At 67.2% G+C, this 15,297-nt stretch carries 11 protein-coding genes; 1 reads left to right on the forward strand and 10 read right to left on the reverse strand.

All coding sequences use genetic code 11. From position 1 onward, the window contains the following. Positions 1-3: 3 nt before the first annotated feature. From DFO63_RS17575 to DFO63_RS17600, 6 genes are all read right to left on the reverse strand, one after another. Entirely contained in the window at positions 4-2,205 is a 2,202-nt protein-coding gene (locus DFO63_RS17575; RefSeq protein WP_119007448.1) for a hypothetical protein, read from the reverse strand. Next, on the reverse strand, positions 2,202-3,386 hold the full coding sequence (gene wecB / locus DFO63_RS17580; RefSeq protein ID WP_119007449.1) for a UDP-N-acetylglucosamine 2-epimerase (non-hydrolyzing): 1,185 nt from the start codon (positions 3,384-3,386) through the stop codon (positions 2,202-2,204). The genes DFO63_RS17575 and wecB overlap by 4 nt, the downstream gene beginning before the upstream one ends. Before the next feature lie 266 nt (positions 3,387-3,652). Next, entirely contained in the window at positions 3,653-4,687 is a 1,035-nt protein-coding gene (locus DFO63_RS17585) for a fimbrial protein (protein WP_119007450.1), read from the reverse strand. After that, positions 4,678-7,242, reverse strand: a complete 2,565-nt coding sequence (locus DFO63_RS17590; protein ID WP_119007451.1) for a fimbria/pilus outer membrane usher protein — start codon at positions 7,240-7,242, stop codon at positions 4,678-4,680. The genes DFO63_RS17585 and DFO63_RS17590 overlap by 10 nt, the downstream gene beginning before the upstream one ends. 92 nt (positions 7,243-7,334) lie before the next feature. Next, positions 7,335-8,063 carry a molecular chaperone gene (locus DFO63_RS17595; RefSeq protein WP_119007452.1) on the reverse strand — a complete coding sequence of 243 codons (729 nt, stop codon included), beginning with the start codon at positions 8,061-8,063 and terminating at the stop codon, positions 7,335-7,337. An 85-nt stretch (positions 8,064-8,148) separates the two neighbouring features. Next, positions 8,149-8,688 carry a fimbrial protein gene (locus DFO63_RS17600; RefSeq protein WP_014035945.1) on the reverse strand — a complete coding sequence of 180 codons (540 nt, stop codon included), beginning with the start codon at positions 8,686-8,688 and terminating at the stop codon, positions 8,149-8,151. Positions 8,689-9,147: 459 nt separating this feature from the next. Between DFO63_RS17600 and DFO63_RS17605 the strand changes: the two genes are divergently transcribed. Beyond that, on the forward strand, positions 9,148-9,513 hold the full coding sequence (locus DFO63_RS17605; protein ID WP_014645902.1) for a hypothetical protein: 366 nt from the start codon (positions 9,148-9,150) through the stop codon (positions 9,511-9,513). Between the two features lie 16 nt (positions 9,514-9,529). Here DFO63_RS17605 and pncB read toward each other — a convergent pair whose 3' ends face one another. From pncB to gspD, 4 genes are all read right to left on the reverse strand, one after another. Further along, complete coding sequence (gene pncB, locus DFO63_RS17610) at positions 9,530-10,711, reverse strand: nicotinate phosphoribosyltransferase (RefSeq protein WP_119007453.1); 1,182 nt, start codon at positions 10,709-10,711, stop codon at positions 9,530-9,532. Between the two features lie 107 nt (positions 10,712-10,818). Then, positions 10,819-11,658 carry a glycosyltransferase family 2 protein gene (locus DFO63_RS17615; RefSeq protein ID WP_049443114.1) on the reverse strand — a complete coding sequence of 280 codons (840 nt, stop codon included), beginning with the start codon at positions 11,656-11,658 and terminating at the stop codon, positions 10,819-10,821. Next, positions 11,655-12,506, reverse strand: a complete 852-nt coding sequence (locus DFO63_RS17620) for a glycosyltransferase (RefSeq protein WP_119007454.1) — start codon at positions 12,504-12,506, stop codon at positions 11,655-11,657. Before DFO63_RS17620 ends, DFO63_RS17615 begins: the two co-directional genes overlap by 4 nt. 587 nt (positions 12,507-13,093) lie before the next feature. After that, the gene (gene gspD, locus DFO63_RS17625) at positions 13,094-15,295 is read right to left on the reverse strand and encodes a type II secretion system secretin GspD (protein WP_119007455.1); all 2,202 of its coding nucleotides are present in this window, start codon (positions 15,293-15,295) and stop codon (positions 13,094-13,096) included. Positions 15,296-15,297: the final 2 nt, after the last annotated feature.

Raw genomic sequence — 15,297 nt, forward strand, 5'->3', positions numbered from 1 at the left:
GGATCAGTGCCCTGCGTTGGCGGACTTGCGGCGGCGCACCTGGGTAACGCGGGCGGCCAGCAGCGCGAACACGATCACGCCGACCAGCAGCAGCAACCACACCATGTGCCGTTCCCACTTCGATTGCGGATTGCCGTCCTGCGCGATACGCGTGCCATAGGGATCCTGGCGGTCGAATTCGCGCACGGCATCACTGCCGTCGAGCACGGCAAGATCGCCCCGCAGCAGCCGGAACGGCGCGCCGAACGACGGTGCCTGCGCACCGAGGTCGCTGTAGAGCACGCCCAGCTGGCCGCCGGACGACCCCACCTGCACCACGGCAGCACGATCCAGCCCGCTGACATCCAGCAGCGGCTGCGGCGTGCCGCCGATCAGCAGGTGGCCATCCTTCAGGCCGGCCACATCGACACCGGCCGGTACCACGCCGAAGGCCAGCCACGGTGCGCCCGGGCTGACCGCGGCACCGGCGTCGACCACCTTCAGTTCCGACGCTTCCGGCGAGGCGCCCACTGCACTGGCCACCGCGATGACCTTGCCCAGCGAGGCCGGCGCATCCTGCAGCCAGGTGCCGGGCACGAACACCTGGTTGCCGCGCGACAACTGGCTGCTGGCACCAACGAAGTCACTGCCCAGCGAACGCTTGGCCAGGGTCAGGTGGCTGCTGGGCAGGATCGAGACCGGGTAGCCGGTGGCCGGATCGTGGCAGTACGGCCGTGCCGGCTGGCGCAGGAAGCTGACACGGATCTCGTTGCGCGCCGACAGGGCGTAGGCCGGCACCTTGGCCACCAGCCGTTGCGGCTGGCCGTTGGCCGACAACACCTTGCCACCCAGCAGGTAATCGTTGAAGTAGAGGGTCGCCACCGCGCCCTGCCCGGCCGCGTTGGGGGCCGCCGAGACATCGATCACCACTTCCTCGGGCAGGCGCCCATCGGCCGACAGCGCGCCGAGGTCGAAGCTGGCGCTGCGATCGGCGCGGGTCACCACCTCCATCGTGCCGGCGATGTTGCCGAGCCGGCTCAGCAGCACCTGGTCACCGTCCAGTCTGGGCGTGCCTGCTGCGCTGACCTGCAGGCTGCGGCCCAGCGCGTAGCTGCGCCACTGTTCGGCGAACAACCCGGCGACCTTGCCTGCCGCCGCCGGGTCGACCAGCAGCGTCGGACGGCCGGCAACGGCGATCACGCTCACCGAGGCGTTGGCGGCGGGCTTTTCCAGCCCGCCCATGTCCGCGCTGCGCCAGGCGCTGAAGGCCGTGCCCGCATCGGCACCCGCGGCGCCGACCTGGGCGGCCAGCGCATCCAGCGCCGCGCGTACGCCGGCACGCAGTGCGTCACTGCCGATCATCACATCGGCCGCCAACGGCCCACTGTCACGCAGCGACAGCAGCGCGCCGACTTCGGCCAGGTCCTTGATCGCATGCGCACGCTCGCCCGCAGCCAGCGCGGCATAAGCCGGCACGCCCTGCAGGCTGGCCGGGATGCTGATGCCGGCCAGGTCGACACTGTCACCGACCTTGGGCAGCGCCACCACCTGCACCTGCTTGCCGCCGGCCTGCAACGCGGTACCGATGCGCCAGGCGGCATCATAGGTTGGCGCCTGCAGCGCCTTGCCATCCACCAGCAGGCGCACCTGCGGTGGCAGGGCGCCCCAGGCCTTGGCCACGGTATCCACGGCACGCCCGTCGAAGCGGTAGCTGAAGCGCGAGTCCGGCGACAGCCGCAGCACGTTGGCCGGTGCGCTCTGGTCGGCACACTGGTAGTCGGACACGATCGACCACCAGCCGACGCCGACCCGCACGAAGCCGTTCTGGCGGGGTTCGCCATCGATGGCCAGCAGCTGGCTGGCGTCGCCCTGCGCGTCGGTGATCGAACGCGCGGCGATCGGATCGCCATCGACCGACCACAAGCCCGAGGTGCGCCCGGCGTGGCCGCGCACATAGCGCCCGTCCAGTTGCAGCTGCGCATCGCGGGTGGCCACGCCGGCCGGCACCGGCAGGTAGATCTCGCGCTGGCTCTCCTGCCCGCTCAGCACCAGCGGCTGGCGGAAGCCGAGTTCGCGCAGGGTCATCTGCCGGTTCACCGTGCTGTCGCCGCTCCATTCGGCGAACTGGCCAGCGACGCTGTCGGCGGCATGGGCAGTGCCGACCGCGCCCGACAGGACGAACGCGGCAGCGGAAGCAAACAGGGGAGAGCGGCCGGTCTGGGTCATGGCGTCACTTCATGCGGATGGAGGTGGGCGGCACCGCCACTGCGGAGACCGGGCGAGAATTCGGGAAGGGGCGCACCACGCAGGGCGGCGACGATGCGGGCGCTGGCGCGGCCATCGCCGTAGGGGCTGGCGTCGGGATCGAAGCGGGTTGGCTGCGGGGGGTGTGCCAATACCGCGTTGACCGCATCGACGATGCGCGAGGGCGTGGTACCCACCAGCGTCACCACACCGGCCTCGACCGCCTCCGGCCGTTCGGTGACGTCGCGCATCACCAGCACCGGTTTGGCCAGGGCCGGCGCTTCTTCCTGCACGCCACCGGAGTCGGTGAGGATGACGTCGGCGCGCTGCATCAGGCGCACGAAGCGCAGGTAATCCTGCGGTGGCACCAGGTGCACGTTGTCGAGGTGGCCGAGGTGGGCGTTGACCGGGCCCTGCACGTTCGGGTTGAGGTGCACCGGGTACAGCACCTGCAGGTCCGGCCGCCGCGCCAGCTCAGCCAGCGCACGGCAGATGTCCTCGAAGCCCTGGCCGAAGCTCTCGCGACGATGGCCGGTGACCAGCAGCAGGCGGCGCGCGGGGTCGAGCATGTGGAAGGGTTGGTCGGCCTGCGCGCGCAATGCCGGATCGGCATCCAGCCGCTGCACGGTCTGCTGCAGGGCATCGATGACGGTGTTGCCGGTGACCAGGATCTGCCCGCCCAGATGCTCACGGGCCAGGTTGGCGCGCGAGCCTGGGGTGGGTGCATACAGCTGATGGCCAACCACATCGACCACCCGCCGGTTCATCTCCTCCGGCCACGGCCGGTTGATGTCGCCGGTGCGCAGGCCGGCCTCGACATGGCCGATCGGGATGCGGTGGTGGAACGCGGCCAGGGCCGCGGTCATCGCCGTGGTGGTATCGCCATGCACCAGCACGTAGTCGGGGCGGACCTGCGTGTAGAGCGCGTCAAGCCGCTCGAACAGCCTGGAGCACAGGCCATTGAGGGTCTGGTTGGGCACCATGACATCCAGGTCATGGTCGGCGGTGATCTCGAACAGCGACATTACCTGGTCGAGCATCGCGCGGTGCTGCCCGGTGATGCAGACCACCGATTCGATATCCGCAGCCTGTGCCAGGGCGCGCACCAGGGGCCCCATCTTGATGGCTTCCGGTCGCGTGCCGAATACCGACAGGACCTTCACCGGAGCGCTTCCGAAGGCCGGCGCGGAAGGGGGCAAACAGCAGTAGCCACGTCTGGATCCTTTCGGCGTTGCCGTCCAATACCCGCAGGCAGGAGACGGTCACCTCATGAGGAAACTCCAAATTCGCGACATTCATCACACTAAGGCGTCTGCATGCGCGTCGTGGCATCGATCTTCATCGTTGCAGGATCAAGACGCAGTCAACGCCGCCCGTGGAACGGGCGACGTTGCGGTGGAACGCAGCAGGGGCGTGGCCTGGAGCCGGCTTACTCGTACTGGATGGTGAACGTGGCCTGGCCGTTCGCGACACCGGCGCCGACCGTACCGGCCTGGGTCTGCACGTAGCGCGCGCGCAGCGGCAGCGCCATGACGCTGGTACCCGGCGCCGTGGTGCCGACGTTGATGGTCTGGCCGAAGCGCACTTCACGCTCGGTGCTGCCATCGCGCTGGACCATCTGGATACCGATGCGGGTGGCACTGTTGCTGGCCGCGCTGAGCTTCAGCACGCCCGGCATGTTCGAGCTGTCCTGGTCGGCATCGAGGCGGATGCCGATCTTGCTCTGATAGGCGGCGACGTTGCTGCCCTGGCAGTTCAGGCGGATCTCGAAGTCACGATCTACCGCACGCGAACCAACACCGGTGAAGGTGGTGTTGGGCACGCTGCCGAAATCAACGGCGATGTTGCGGCTGCCGGCCTGCACTTCGCAGGTCGGGCTGACCACGGTGGTGCCCGAGCCCTTGAAGGTCGAGGTCAGCACCGGACGACTGGCACCATCACCGTCGAAGTAGTAGGTAGTGAAGCGGCCGTTCGGCGCGATCACGCCGGAGCCGGTCTGCGCAGCGGTCTTGATCAGCTGGATGCGGAAAGTGCCGCCGATCAGCGAGATGGTGGCGTTGCCGGCAAAGTTGATGGAGTGCGGATAGTAGGTCTGGATGGCGCCGGAATCGCGGAACAGGCGGATGCCCACGCCCGGGACGTCGGTTTCATACACATTGGAGAAACCGGCGACTGGCCGCCGCTGCGCTGCGTTGACGTACTCACCAATGGAACGACCACCGGACCAGTCGCAGCGCGCAACGCTGTTCTGCTGGGTGATCGATTCGCTGATTTCCTTGATCACGCCACCGACCGGCGTGCTGGGCAGGATCACGATCTGGCCCATGTCCATGGTCACGTCCTGCGCGGTGAACCAGCTGGACTGGATGCGGCACGACGCGCTGGCCTGCTGTGCCAGCAGCACGCCGCCCAGCAGTGCAAGGGCTGTCAGTGCCTTGCGGCCACGGGAAGAGATCATCGGCATGTTGCCTCCAGCGGGATGAAGCCGGTCTTGGACGCATCGGCGCCCGCCGGAACCTGGTAGTCGATCGTGCAGCGCTGATCGGCACCGGCGCCCCACTCCACCAGCAGGCGGCCCTGGTTCTTTTCACTGCGCACGTACAGGCGGCCGCCCTGGCTGACCATGCCCACCGGCTGGCCCTGCTCATCCTTGACCTGCGCACCGAACGGCATGCTGCGGCCATCGGGGTTGCGGACCTGGATCAGCAGCGCGTTGCCCTTGCGGGTGTCGAAGCGCAGGTAGCTGATGGCGCCGGCGAACGGCGCGATCGACTGGCTGGTGCTTTCCAGCTCGACGTCGTGGGCCATGCCCTGCGGGTCGAGGGTGACGGTGTTGAGGCGGTACGGCGATACGTACGGCACCACCGCGTAGCCACGGCCATCGACGCGCAGACCCGGGGCGTTGCTGACGATCGCATCGCGTGCGCCGGGTGCTTCGACCAGCACCATGGTGTCGCCACGCTGCGGGGTGAAGGTAAAGCCGCCCGGATGCACGACCACGCTGCCGTTGGCGCCGACCGAGGCCTGGCGGAAATCACGCGAGTGGCTGTAGGTAGCGTTCAACGCGGAGTAGCGGCTGCGGTATTCGGCATTGGCGATCGCGGTGGTGCCACCTTCTCGGGAATCGGACAGGGCTGCGCCGTAGCTGAAGTTGTTGTCGACGCCGGCCGAACCGGTGATGCCGACGCGGCTGTTGTCGTAGCCACCGCGGTCGCGCACGCCCAGATCGGCACTGAACGACACCGGGTGGGTACCACGGCCCAGCGGCACGCTCATCGACAGCAGGTACTGGGTGTCCGAACGGCCGAGGACGCCTTCTTCGGTGCGCAGCGCCGAGAAGCCGTAGTTCACCGAACGCCAGGCGTTGTTGTAGCCGACCTGGTACTGCTTGGAGGTGCCGGAACGATCGTAGAAGTCACGCACCGAACCGGTCACGTACAGCGCACCGCCACGACGGCCCAGTGGCTGGTTCAGCGTTACCTGGAACTGGCTGCGCTGACGGCCACGGGTGGTCGGGTCGATGCCGCGCTTGTCCGAATCACGGCCATACAGCGCGTCCTGCAGGCTGTAGAAGCCTTCCGTCGAATAGCGGTAGGCGGCCAGGGTCAGGTTGGTGCCGGTCTCGCCGATCATGTTGCTGTAGCTCAGCCGCACACTGGCGCCGGTGTGGCTGCCGTAGTGGTCGAACGAGGTCCTAGCGTGGGTGACGTCGGCGGCGAAAGCACCGATGCGCGTGGACAGGCCCACGCCGTACAGCAGCGACAGGTAGCCTTCGCTCAGCGCACTGCCGCCGTACAGGGTCAACTGGTTGCCGATGCCGCGCTGGTAGGTGCCCTGCACCAGCCACGGCTCATCGGCCAGCAGCTTGTTGCGCACCTGGCCGGCGGTCAGCGCGTAACGCGACACGCCTTCGCGCAGCATCTGCGGCACCGAACCGAACGGCACCTTGAATTCGCGACGGCGGCCGTCGGCCTCGATCACGCTCACTTCCAGGTCGCCGCCGTAGCCGGTCGGGTACAGGTCGTCGATGACGAAGCTGCCCGGCGATACGGTGGAGGAGTAGATCAGCTGCTGGTTCTGGCGCACTTCGATGCGCGCGTTGGTTTCGGCAATGCCGCGGACGACCGGCGCGTAACCGCGCAGCGAGTCGGGCAGCATGCGGTCGTCGCTGGCCAGGCTGGCACCACGGTAGCCGATCGAATCGAACAGTTCGCCCGTGGTGTAGGCCTCACCGATGGTGAGCATGCCGCGCACCTGCGGGATGCCGCGCTGTGCGTAGGTGGCGATGCTCTGCCAATGGCGGCCATCGCCCTCGGACCAGGTCAGGTTGGAGTCGTGGCGGAACTGCCAGCCACCCAGGTTCAGGCCGGCGTTGAGGCCGAGATAGGCACTGCGGTTGCGCTGGCCACCTTCGACACGGCTGTTGCTGTCGATGGCATTGAAGCTGTAGCCGACGAAACCGGCATTGATGCCGCGGTCCCACAGCGCCGGGTTGACGTAGCCGCGCGCCTCACGACGCAGGAACACCTGCGGGATGCTGAGGTCGTAGCGCAGGTTGCCGCTGTCGTAGACACCATAGGCATTGGCCATGCGCTGTTGCACCGGCACGCAGCTGGTCTTGTCGGTCGGCAGCGTCGGGTCCTGCTGCAGCAGCACGGCCTCGCTGTCCACGCCCATTTCTTCCAGCATCGGCAGCGGCAGGCAGGCGTCGACATGGCCCTGTGCATCGGCCTTGAACTGCAGGTCACGACGGCCCTGCCAGGCACCGTTGACGTAGACATCGACGCGGTAGCTGCCGGCCACCATCGGGTTGCCGTTGCTGAAGGCCGCCAGGTCGACCTGCTTGGCCTGGCCCGACAGGAAGCTGGAATTGAACTGGGCCGATTCCGGTGCACGTGCATTGGCCGCACCACTCTGCGCCATCAGCGCCTGTTCGCCGAGATTGGCCGGCGCAGCCAGCGCCCATCCTGGGCAGGCTGCACCAACAACCAACAGGCAAAGCGCCTGATGGATCGACAATGTCAATCTGTTTCCGATCACACTGACATTCCTTCAATTCGCCGCACGGCGGCGGTGGCGGGATGCGCAGGCCCATGGCCCGCGCGGCGCGTTCAGCCCCCGGTGCTGCCGAGGCGGACGGTGTGCTCGACCCGGCCGCCGTAGTCGTTGATGGTGATGAAGCGGACCTGGTCGGTGCCCGCCGGTGCGGCGAACTCCAGGCTCTGCTTCGGCGCGACCATCGCGCCCTTGTCCTCGACGGCCTTTTCACTGCTGCCGGTCACGGCATGCACTTCGGCCAGAGTGACGTGGAAGGGGCTCGGGTTTTCCACCCGCAGGCGGTCGCCAGTGCGGGTCCAGCGCAGCGCAGCCGGTGCGTCGTTGGCGACGCCCTTCAGGCCCTGCGGCCGGTAGAAAAGCTTCAGGCGCGAACGGAACGCAACCTGCAGGTAATTCTGTTCGCCACTGTCGGCGTTGTCCGGCGACGGCGGCACGTCCAGCACGTTGAGCCAGAACACCGTCTCGCGATCGGTCGGCAGCTGTGCGCCGGAGAAAATCAGGCGCAGCGCCTGGCTGCGGCCCGGCTCGACGCGCGCGATCGGCGGCGTCAGCACGAACGGTGCATCGCTGGTATCGGCGGTCTGGTTGGCGTCGCCGCTGTCGATCCAGGCCTGGACCAGTGCGGGCGAATCGCCCACGTTGTCGACCTGCACGGTGACTTCGCGTGCCTGTGCCGGGTAGATCACCCGCGTGCCATTGACCACCACGCCGGCCAGTGCGTTCTGGCAGAAGGGCAGCGTGAACGCTGCCAGCAGCAGCGCCCGGGGAAAGAGTGCTTTCATCGGAAGTACTACGCTCGAGGGGTGTGGCCAGGGGCCGCGGAGCACTGGCCGGCGCGTACGCCGGCCAATGCGGGTACGGCTACGATCAGTTGTAGATGATCGTGTACTTGACGCTGCTGGTGACGTCGCCCGGGGTGGCGGCGGCAGTGGCGTAGTACTCAGCGTAGTAGTTCAGGTCGGCCGAGCCATCGGTGCCGACGGTGACCCACTGCGAGTTGGTCTGGGCCAGGCCAGCGCCGGCAGCCTTGATCGGCAGGAACTGGTTGTTCGAGCCCAGCAGCTGCAGCTGCACGTTGGTGGCAGCGTTGGCCGAGGCCTGGTTGACCAGGCGGCCGCTGTTGAAGTCGACGGTCGAACCCGGCTCGAAGTAGGTGGCGACGTTGCCGGCGCTGCACTTGGTCAGGTTGATGGCGAACGGGGTACGGCCCGCAACGGCACCGGCGGTGGCCAGGGTGTTCTTGGACACGGTCGGCAGGTTGACGGCGAAGTCCTTGCCGCCCGGGGTCGAGATGGTGCAGGTCTTGTCGGTCACCTTGCCATTGAAGGTGATGGTGCCGTCGGCGGCGTTGGCGGCCAGCGGAGCGGCGGCCAGCATCACAGCGGCAATGAGATTGATCTTGTGCATTCGCTTTTACCTAACCCTACTGAAGAGATGAGAAGTAGAGGAGGAAGCAAGGAGCACTGCCGGGCTAACAAGACCCATCCTTGCGTCTCACCTGTGGCCGGACTCGGACATACCTTCCCCTGAATCCGTGACGCAAGTATATGCACAACTGTGATGAAAGTCTCATTATTTTTCTGAACGCCAATTCATTGACGCCACAAATGTGACGTGGTAGTCGGAATCGGGGTCAGAGGCGCGTGGAGGATTTGACGGTGGGGCGGCCAGGTCACAGACGACCGTGGATGACGCGTTGAGCGGCGCGTTCGGCAGGCGCGAAAACAGGCCTTTTTCAGGTGGAAATCAGCTTATTTGATGCGCATCACTCTTTCTTGGTGATGGCCCTAGCAGATTCGGATTTGTCCTATTAAAGGCGGATCGAACCTGTCGCTAACTAGGACACACCGAACCAGAGAACGTGTCATGAGGAATTCCATTCTGCTGTGCGTGGCCCTGATGTCCGTCAGCGCGCTGGCCCAGGCCAGCAGCGGCAGCATCCGTTTCAGCGGCCGCATCGCCGAGCCGGGCTGCACGACGAACCTGTCCCAGGGTGAGCTGAGCCTGGCGGCCTGCCCGCCGTCGGCCAAGGGCTCTACGGTGGCCGTGACGGCGCTGGCCGATGGCCAGGCCGCGACGCTGCGCGATGGCAAGCGCCAGGGCCAGAAGCTGTCGGTGTCGGCCAGCGCGATGCGTGCCGGCGATATCGCCTTCTCCGAGCGCTACAGCGTGCAGGCTTCGAAGCAGCAGCCGCTGCAGGGCGCTTACCTGGTGGTCGTCGACTACCTGTAAGCCCTGCAGGCCGGTCTTACTCCGGCTGCGGCAACTCGAAGACCTGGCGCAGGTAGGCCAGGTAACCCGGGTCGTCGCACATGCTCTTGCCCGGCGAATCGCTGAGCTTGGCCACCGGCTGGCCGTTGCAGCGGACCATCTTGATGACGATGTTGAGCGGCGTCGGGCCCAGATCATTGGTCAGGTGGGTGCCGACGCCGAACGCGACCTGGCAGCGACCGCGGAAGTAATCGTACAGGCGCATCACCTTGGCGATGTCGAGCCCATCGCTGAACACCAGCACCTTGCTGCGCGGATCGACCCGGCGCTGCTGGAAATGCGCCAGCATGCGGTCGCCCCAGTCGAACGGATCGCCGGAGTCATGGCGCACGCCGTCGAACAGCTTGCAGAAGTACATGTCGAAGTCGCGCAGGAACGCGTCCAGGCCGACCACGTCGGACAGCGCGATGCCCAGATCGCCGCGATACTCGCGCGCCCACGATTCCAGTGCCGCCACCTGCGAATCACGCAGGCGCGGGCCCAGTGCCTGGAACGCCTGCAGGTACTCATGGGCCATGGTGCCGTGCGGCGTCATGCCGTACAGGCGCGCGAAGTGAACGTTGCTGGTACCGACCAGCTGCGGGCCGAGCGCGTCGCGCAGCAGCGGCAGCAGACGGGCATGCCAATCCCGCGAGTAGCGGCGGCGGCTGCCGTAGTCGGCGATGCGGCACTGTTCGAAGCCGGGGGTATCGCGCAGCAGTGCAGCCTTGGCCTGCAGGCGGCGCTCGCCTTCGGCAAAATCGGCCGTGGTGGTGTTGCGGAACCAGACTTCGTTGATGATCGCCAGCAGCGGCACTTCGAACAGGATGGTGTGCAGCCAGGGGCCGGTGATGTCCAGTTCGATCTCACCGGGCACGCCCTTCGACGCGCGCAGCTGGATGTACTTGCGGTCGAGGTGGAACAGGCCGAGGAAATCGGCGAAGTCCGGCTTCACGAAGCGCAGGCCACGCATGTAGTCCAGCTCTGCGTCGCTGAAACGCAGGTTGCACAGGTGGTCGATTTCTTCGTCGATCTGGTCGATGTAGCTTGCCAGGTCGATACCGGGCGTACGGCACTTGAACCGGTACTGCACCTGGGCGCCGGGGTGCTGGTGGAGCACCGCCTGCATCATGGTGAACTTGTACAGGTCGGTGTCGAGCAGGGACTGGATGATAGGCATGGGGCGGATTATGCGCCCGGCAGGGTGAACCGGGGTGGCTGCGGCCACGCTCGGCTCACGGGGAACAGCATTGGTAGATCCACGCCATGCATGGATGCTCCTGGGCGCTACAGCGACCTGCGCAGCAGCCTCGGCACCAGCATCAGCGCATGCGCCCAGATCGCAGCCCATACCGCCGCGCGCACCGGCAGCGAACGCTGCCCGGCCTCGAACTTCTGGAAGTAACGCCACAGGCCCCTGTGCTTGTGCCATTCCACGAAGAACGGCCGTGAGCGGCTGGAGACACCGCGCACATGGGTGACCTGCAGGTCGTTGGCGATCGCCACCACCGCACCGGCCTCGCGTGCGCGCCGGCACAGGTCCAGGTCCTCGGCGTGCAGGCGATAGCCCGCGTCCCAGCCACCGATACGGTCGAACAGCGCGCGCGGCATCATCAGCAGTGCGCCGGACAGCGCAGGGACCCGCTGCAGCGGCTGGTGCGGTTCTCGCGGAACCGCCAGCTTCGAGCCCTTTCCGGGCGAACGCAGCATCATCAGGAAATCCGGGTCGCGGCGGCGCACCGCCTCGTCGGCATGACCATGCTCGTCCACCTGTTCAACGCCCAGCAGGCAGTCGCCCAGCGCTTCGGCGCGGGAGCGCAGTTCGGCCAGCGTGTCCGGCTCGACCATCAGGTCCGGGTTGATGAAGGCCAGCCACGGGCTGTGCGAGTCGGCCACGCCCTGGTTGTTGGCGGCGGCGAAACCGGGATTGTCCGGGTTGCCGACGAAGCGCACGCGCGGATCGTGGCTGGCATGCCGCTGCACGATGTCCAGGGTGCCATCCAGCGAACCATTGTCGATCACCCGGATCTCGGCCACATCCTGCGCCTGGCGCAGGCGCGAGAGGCAGGCGTCGATGGTGCTGCCACTCTGGTAGGTAACGACGATGGCGGCAATGGCAACATTCAAACGGGGGGCTCCGGCACGGACGGGACGAACAGGTCGCCCTGTTCCTTCGGCATTATCGCCTGCCGCATGCGCTGCTGCAGGTCGGCGCGCAGCCCGTGCAGCGGGTCGTGCATCAGGAAATCGGCCAGCCGCGGGACCCAGGCCGGCCAGCGCGCGGCCAGGGCCTCCAGATCGCCATCGCGACTGATCGCCTCCCCTGCCCGGCTGACGAAGGCGGTCTCGCACAGCACGTTGCGCCACCCCAGGCCGGCCATGCGCAGGCTGAGGTCGACCAGTGCCGCGTTCCAGCCGGCATAGCTGTCCACGTCCAGGCCACCGGCACGACGGCGCGCGTTACCACGCACCAGCACCGCGTGGGTGACCGCCGATGGCAGCTCCGGGTGCAGCGTCGGCAACGTGGCACAGGTGTGCGCCAGCAGGGCCGGGTCCTGCGGTTCGGGATTGATCTCGCCCAGCCGTGGCCACGCGGCGGTCTCGCCGGCATTGCACCAGGGAGTTGCGGTGGCGATCGCGGCATCGCGGGCGAAGGCATCCTGCAACTGCTGCAACCAGCCGGGTGATGGCACGCTGTCCGGCGCCAGCACGGCCACGTCCAGGCCATCGCAGGCGCGCAGCATCTCGTCCAGATGGGCGACTTCGCCCAGTGGCCGCGCGCGCCGGGTGTACTCGGCCTGCAGCGGCGTATGCGCCAACCAGTGTTCCACCACCGCCTGCGCGCGCGGCCCGGTCTGCGCGTCATCGGCCAACCAGACCGCGGTCCCTGGCGCCGTGCCGGCATCCAGTGCGGCCAGGCAGCGGTCGAGCGCGGCATCGTCCACGCACAGCGGCAACAACACGATCGCCCCCATCCCGCCTCCGTGGTTGTCGGTGGCCACAGCGTAGCACCGGGAGGGTATCGGCCGGGTTGCACCCGGCACCTGCAGAGGCCAGAGCCGAAGCAAGAGCGAGAGCGGGTTCCTGGGGAATGGCGGGGTGGGTCCGGTTGCGGGGGACGCCGTAAACCCATCCCTGGGGGCTTGGCCGCGGCATCCATGCCGCGGACACCCCCGCAACCGGACCCACCCCGCCTTCGACAGATCTCCGCGATCTGCCGGCAAAGGCTGGGGTCAGATCCGTTTTCCAGAGGAAAACGGATCTGACCCCATTTCCTGATTTCGAAATCTGACAGACATTCATCCACGCATGGCGTGGATCTACCGTGTCGACCAAGGTCGACACCTACCAACAGCCGCGGGAATCTGTCGGAGGTGGGGCGGTGTGGGTTGGCAGGACCGTTGGCGCCATGGATGGCGCCATCGAGCCCCCAGGGACGGGTTTACGGCGTGTCCTGACAACCCACACCGCCCTGCCCTCCCTCAGTAAACCCGCTGTTGCTGTTGCTGTTGCTCCAGCTCGGGCCTCTGCGGGTGCCGGGCGCAGCCCGGCCGTAAACCCCTTACTTCTTCGCGCGCGGCTGGTTCAGCGGCTCCATCGCGCGGAAGCGCTTGCTGTACTCGTCGGTCAGGTTGCGCGATTCCTGGCTGTTGCGGACGATGGTCGGGGTCAGCAGCACGATCACTTCCGAACGACGGCTGGTGCGGGTCTTCTGACCGAACAACGCACCGACCACCGGAATCTTGCTCAGCCCCGGGATGCCGCTGCTGCCGTCGGTGGCCGAATCGGTGATCAGGCCCGCCAGCATGATGGTGTCGCCGCTCTGCACCGCCGCTTCGGTGGACAGCTTCTTGGTCGAAATGCGCGGGTTGCAGTTGCGCTCGGTCGGGTTGCAGGCTTCCGGCACGTCCGAGGCGCTGCTGACTTCCTGCACGATGTCCAGGAACACGGTGCCGTCGCGGGTCACGCGCGGGCGCACCTTGAGGATCACGCCGGTGTCGATGTACTGCACCGAGCTGTAGGTGCTGGTGCCCACACCGGTGTTCACCGTGGTGGTGTTGATCGGCACCTTGTCGCCGACGTTGAGCGTGGCTTCGGCATTGTTGCGCACGAACACCGATGGCGTCTGCAGCAGGCGCAGGTCGGTCACCTTGTCCAGTGCGCTGACCACGGCGGCGGCGTTGTGGCCGGTGAATGCCCAGCCCACACCGTCATTGCCGGTCACGCCACCCGCGAAGGTATTCCAGGCACCCGCAGCGGCCGGCGGCAGGGTCAGGCCGCTGAGCGCGCCGGTCAGTGTGCGACCGGCCACGGCATTGTCGAAGAACCAGTTCACGCCGTACTTCAGGTCACCGGTCAGCGCCACTTCGGCCACCTGTGCCTCGATGTGCACCTGCAGCGGCATCACGTCCAGCTTCTCGATCACCTCGCGGATCGAGCGCCAGGCCTGCGGCGTCGAGCGCACCAGCAGGGTGTTGGTTTCCTCCACCGCCGACACGCCGACGCGGTCACCTTCCACTTCCAGGCTGACACTGACGTTGCCGGGCTGGCGCTGCGGCAGGTTCAGGCTGCCATTGCTGCTGCCACTGCCACTGCTTCCGCCCAGCGTCGACCCCAGGTTGCTGTTGGCGTTGTCCATTCCACGATCGCCGTCACCGCCCAGCTGCGACGGGATGGCGCCCGGTGCCAGCGAGGCCGGGCTGGAGCCGCCGCGGTTGCCACTGCTGGCGAAGGCCTCGCTGAGGCGCTCGGCCAGATCACGTGCCTTGATGTAGCGCAGCTCATAGGAGAACAGGCGGGCGCTGCCACCAGCGGTGTCGATGCGATCCAGCCACTGCTGGATCTGGTCCAGGTAGCGCACCTGCGGCGTGATCACCAACACGGCGTTGGCATTCTCCAGCGGCAGGAAACGGAACATGCCGGCGCTGGGCGTCTTGCTCTCTTCACCGAACACCTTTTCCAGGTCGGCCGCGACCTGCTCGGCCTTGCCCGACTGGATCGGGAACACGCCCACCGACATGCCGGACAACCAGTCGACATCGAAGATCTCGACGGTGCGCAGGTAGTTTTCCAGTTCGGCGCGGGTACCACCCAGGGTGATCACGTTGCGGCCGCTGTCCACGTTGACGATGGCGTTGGGACGCGCGTACGGCTCCAGCACCTTCTTCATCTCGGTGGCGGAGATGAACTGCAGCGGGACCACGCGGACTTCGAAGCCGCGCGCGCTGGCTGCCGGTGCGGTGCTCGGCGCGACCGTGCCGGCCAGCGCCTGGTCGGCGGCGACGATGTTGTAGCGCCCACCGCTGTAGACCATGCGCGCGTTGTTCCAGCCCAGCACCATCTCCAGCAGGTTCAGTGCCTGCGCCGGCGAGACCGGCTTGGGCGTGGCCAGGGTGACCGTGCCCTGCACGCCCGGTGCGATCACGTAGTTCTGGCCAAGCATGTCACCAAGGATGGCCTTGACCACCGCATGCAGCGATTCGCCTTCGAAGTTGAAGGTCGCCTCGCCGGTACTGGCACCGTGCAGCGCCGGTGCCGGCGCACGCGCGGCCTCGCGGTTGATCATCGTGCCGGTACCGCGACGGATCACCGCCTGCGGTGCCCCCTGGCTTTCACGGGCGGCATCGGCAGCGACGTCGGCCGCCTGGCCGGCGTCGGCGCTGGGCGACAGGTTGCCGTTGCGCTGCACGTGCGGCGCGGACACCGTACTGCAGCCGACCAGCAGCGCGAGGGCAAAGGACCAGGGAAGAAAACGCAGGTTCATGC

It is taken from the genome of Stenotrophomonas sp. AG209 (genome assembly GCF_003550055.1).
Classification (GTDB): Bacteria; Pseudomonadota; Gammaproteobacteria; order Xanthomonadales; family Xanthomonadaceae; genus Stenotrophomonas.

What these genes read in the sequence shown, in the direction of transcription:
- DFO63_RS17595 (WP_119007452.1), bottom strand. Translation starts at nt 8,063, where the DNA reads ATGAAAGCACTCTTTCCCCGGGCGCTGCTGCTGGCAGCGTTCACGCTG.
- DFO63_RS17620 (WP_119007454.1), bottom strand. Translation starts at nt 12,506, where the DNA reads ATGGGGGCGATCGTGTTGTTGCCGCTGTGCGTGGACGATGCCGCGCTC.
- DFO63_RS17605 (WP_014645902.1), top strand. Translation starts at nt 9,148, where the DNA reads ATGAGGAATTCCATTCTGCTGTGCGTGGCCCTGATGTCCGTCAGCGCG.
- pncB (WP_119007453.1), bottom strand. Translation starts at nt 10,711, where the DNA reads ATGCCTATCATCCAGTCCCTGCTCGACACCGACCTGTACAAGTTCACC.
- DFO63_RS17585 (WP_119007450.1), bottom strand. Translation starts at nt 4,687, where the DNA reads ATGCCGATGATCTCTTCCCGTGGCCGCAAGGCACTGACAGCCCTTGCA.
- gspD (WP_119007455.1), bottom strand. Translation starts at nt 15,295, where the DNA reads ATGAACCTGCGTTTTCTTCCCTGGTCCTTTGCCCTCGCGCTGCTGGTC.
- DFO63_RS17575 (WP_119007448.1), bottom strand. Translation starts at nt 2,205, where the DNA reads ATGACCCAGACCGGCCGCTCTCCCCTGTTTGCTTCCGCTGCCGCGTTC.
- DFO63_RS17600 (WP_014035945.1), bottom strand. Translation starts at nt 8,688, where the DNA reads ATGCACAAGATCAATCTCATTGCCGCTGTGATGCTGGCCGCCGCTCCG.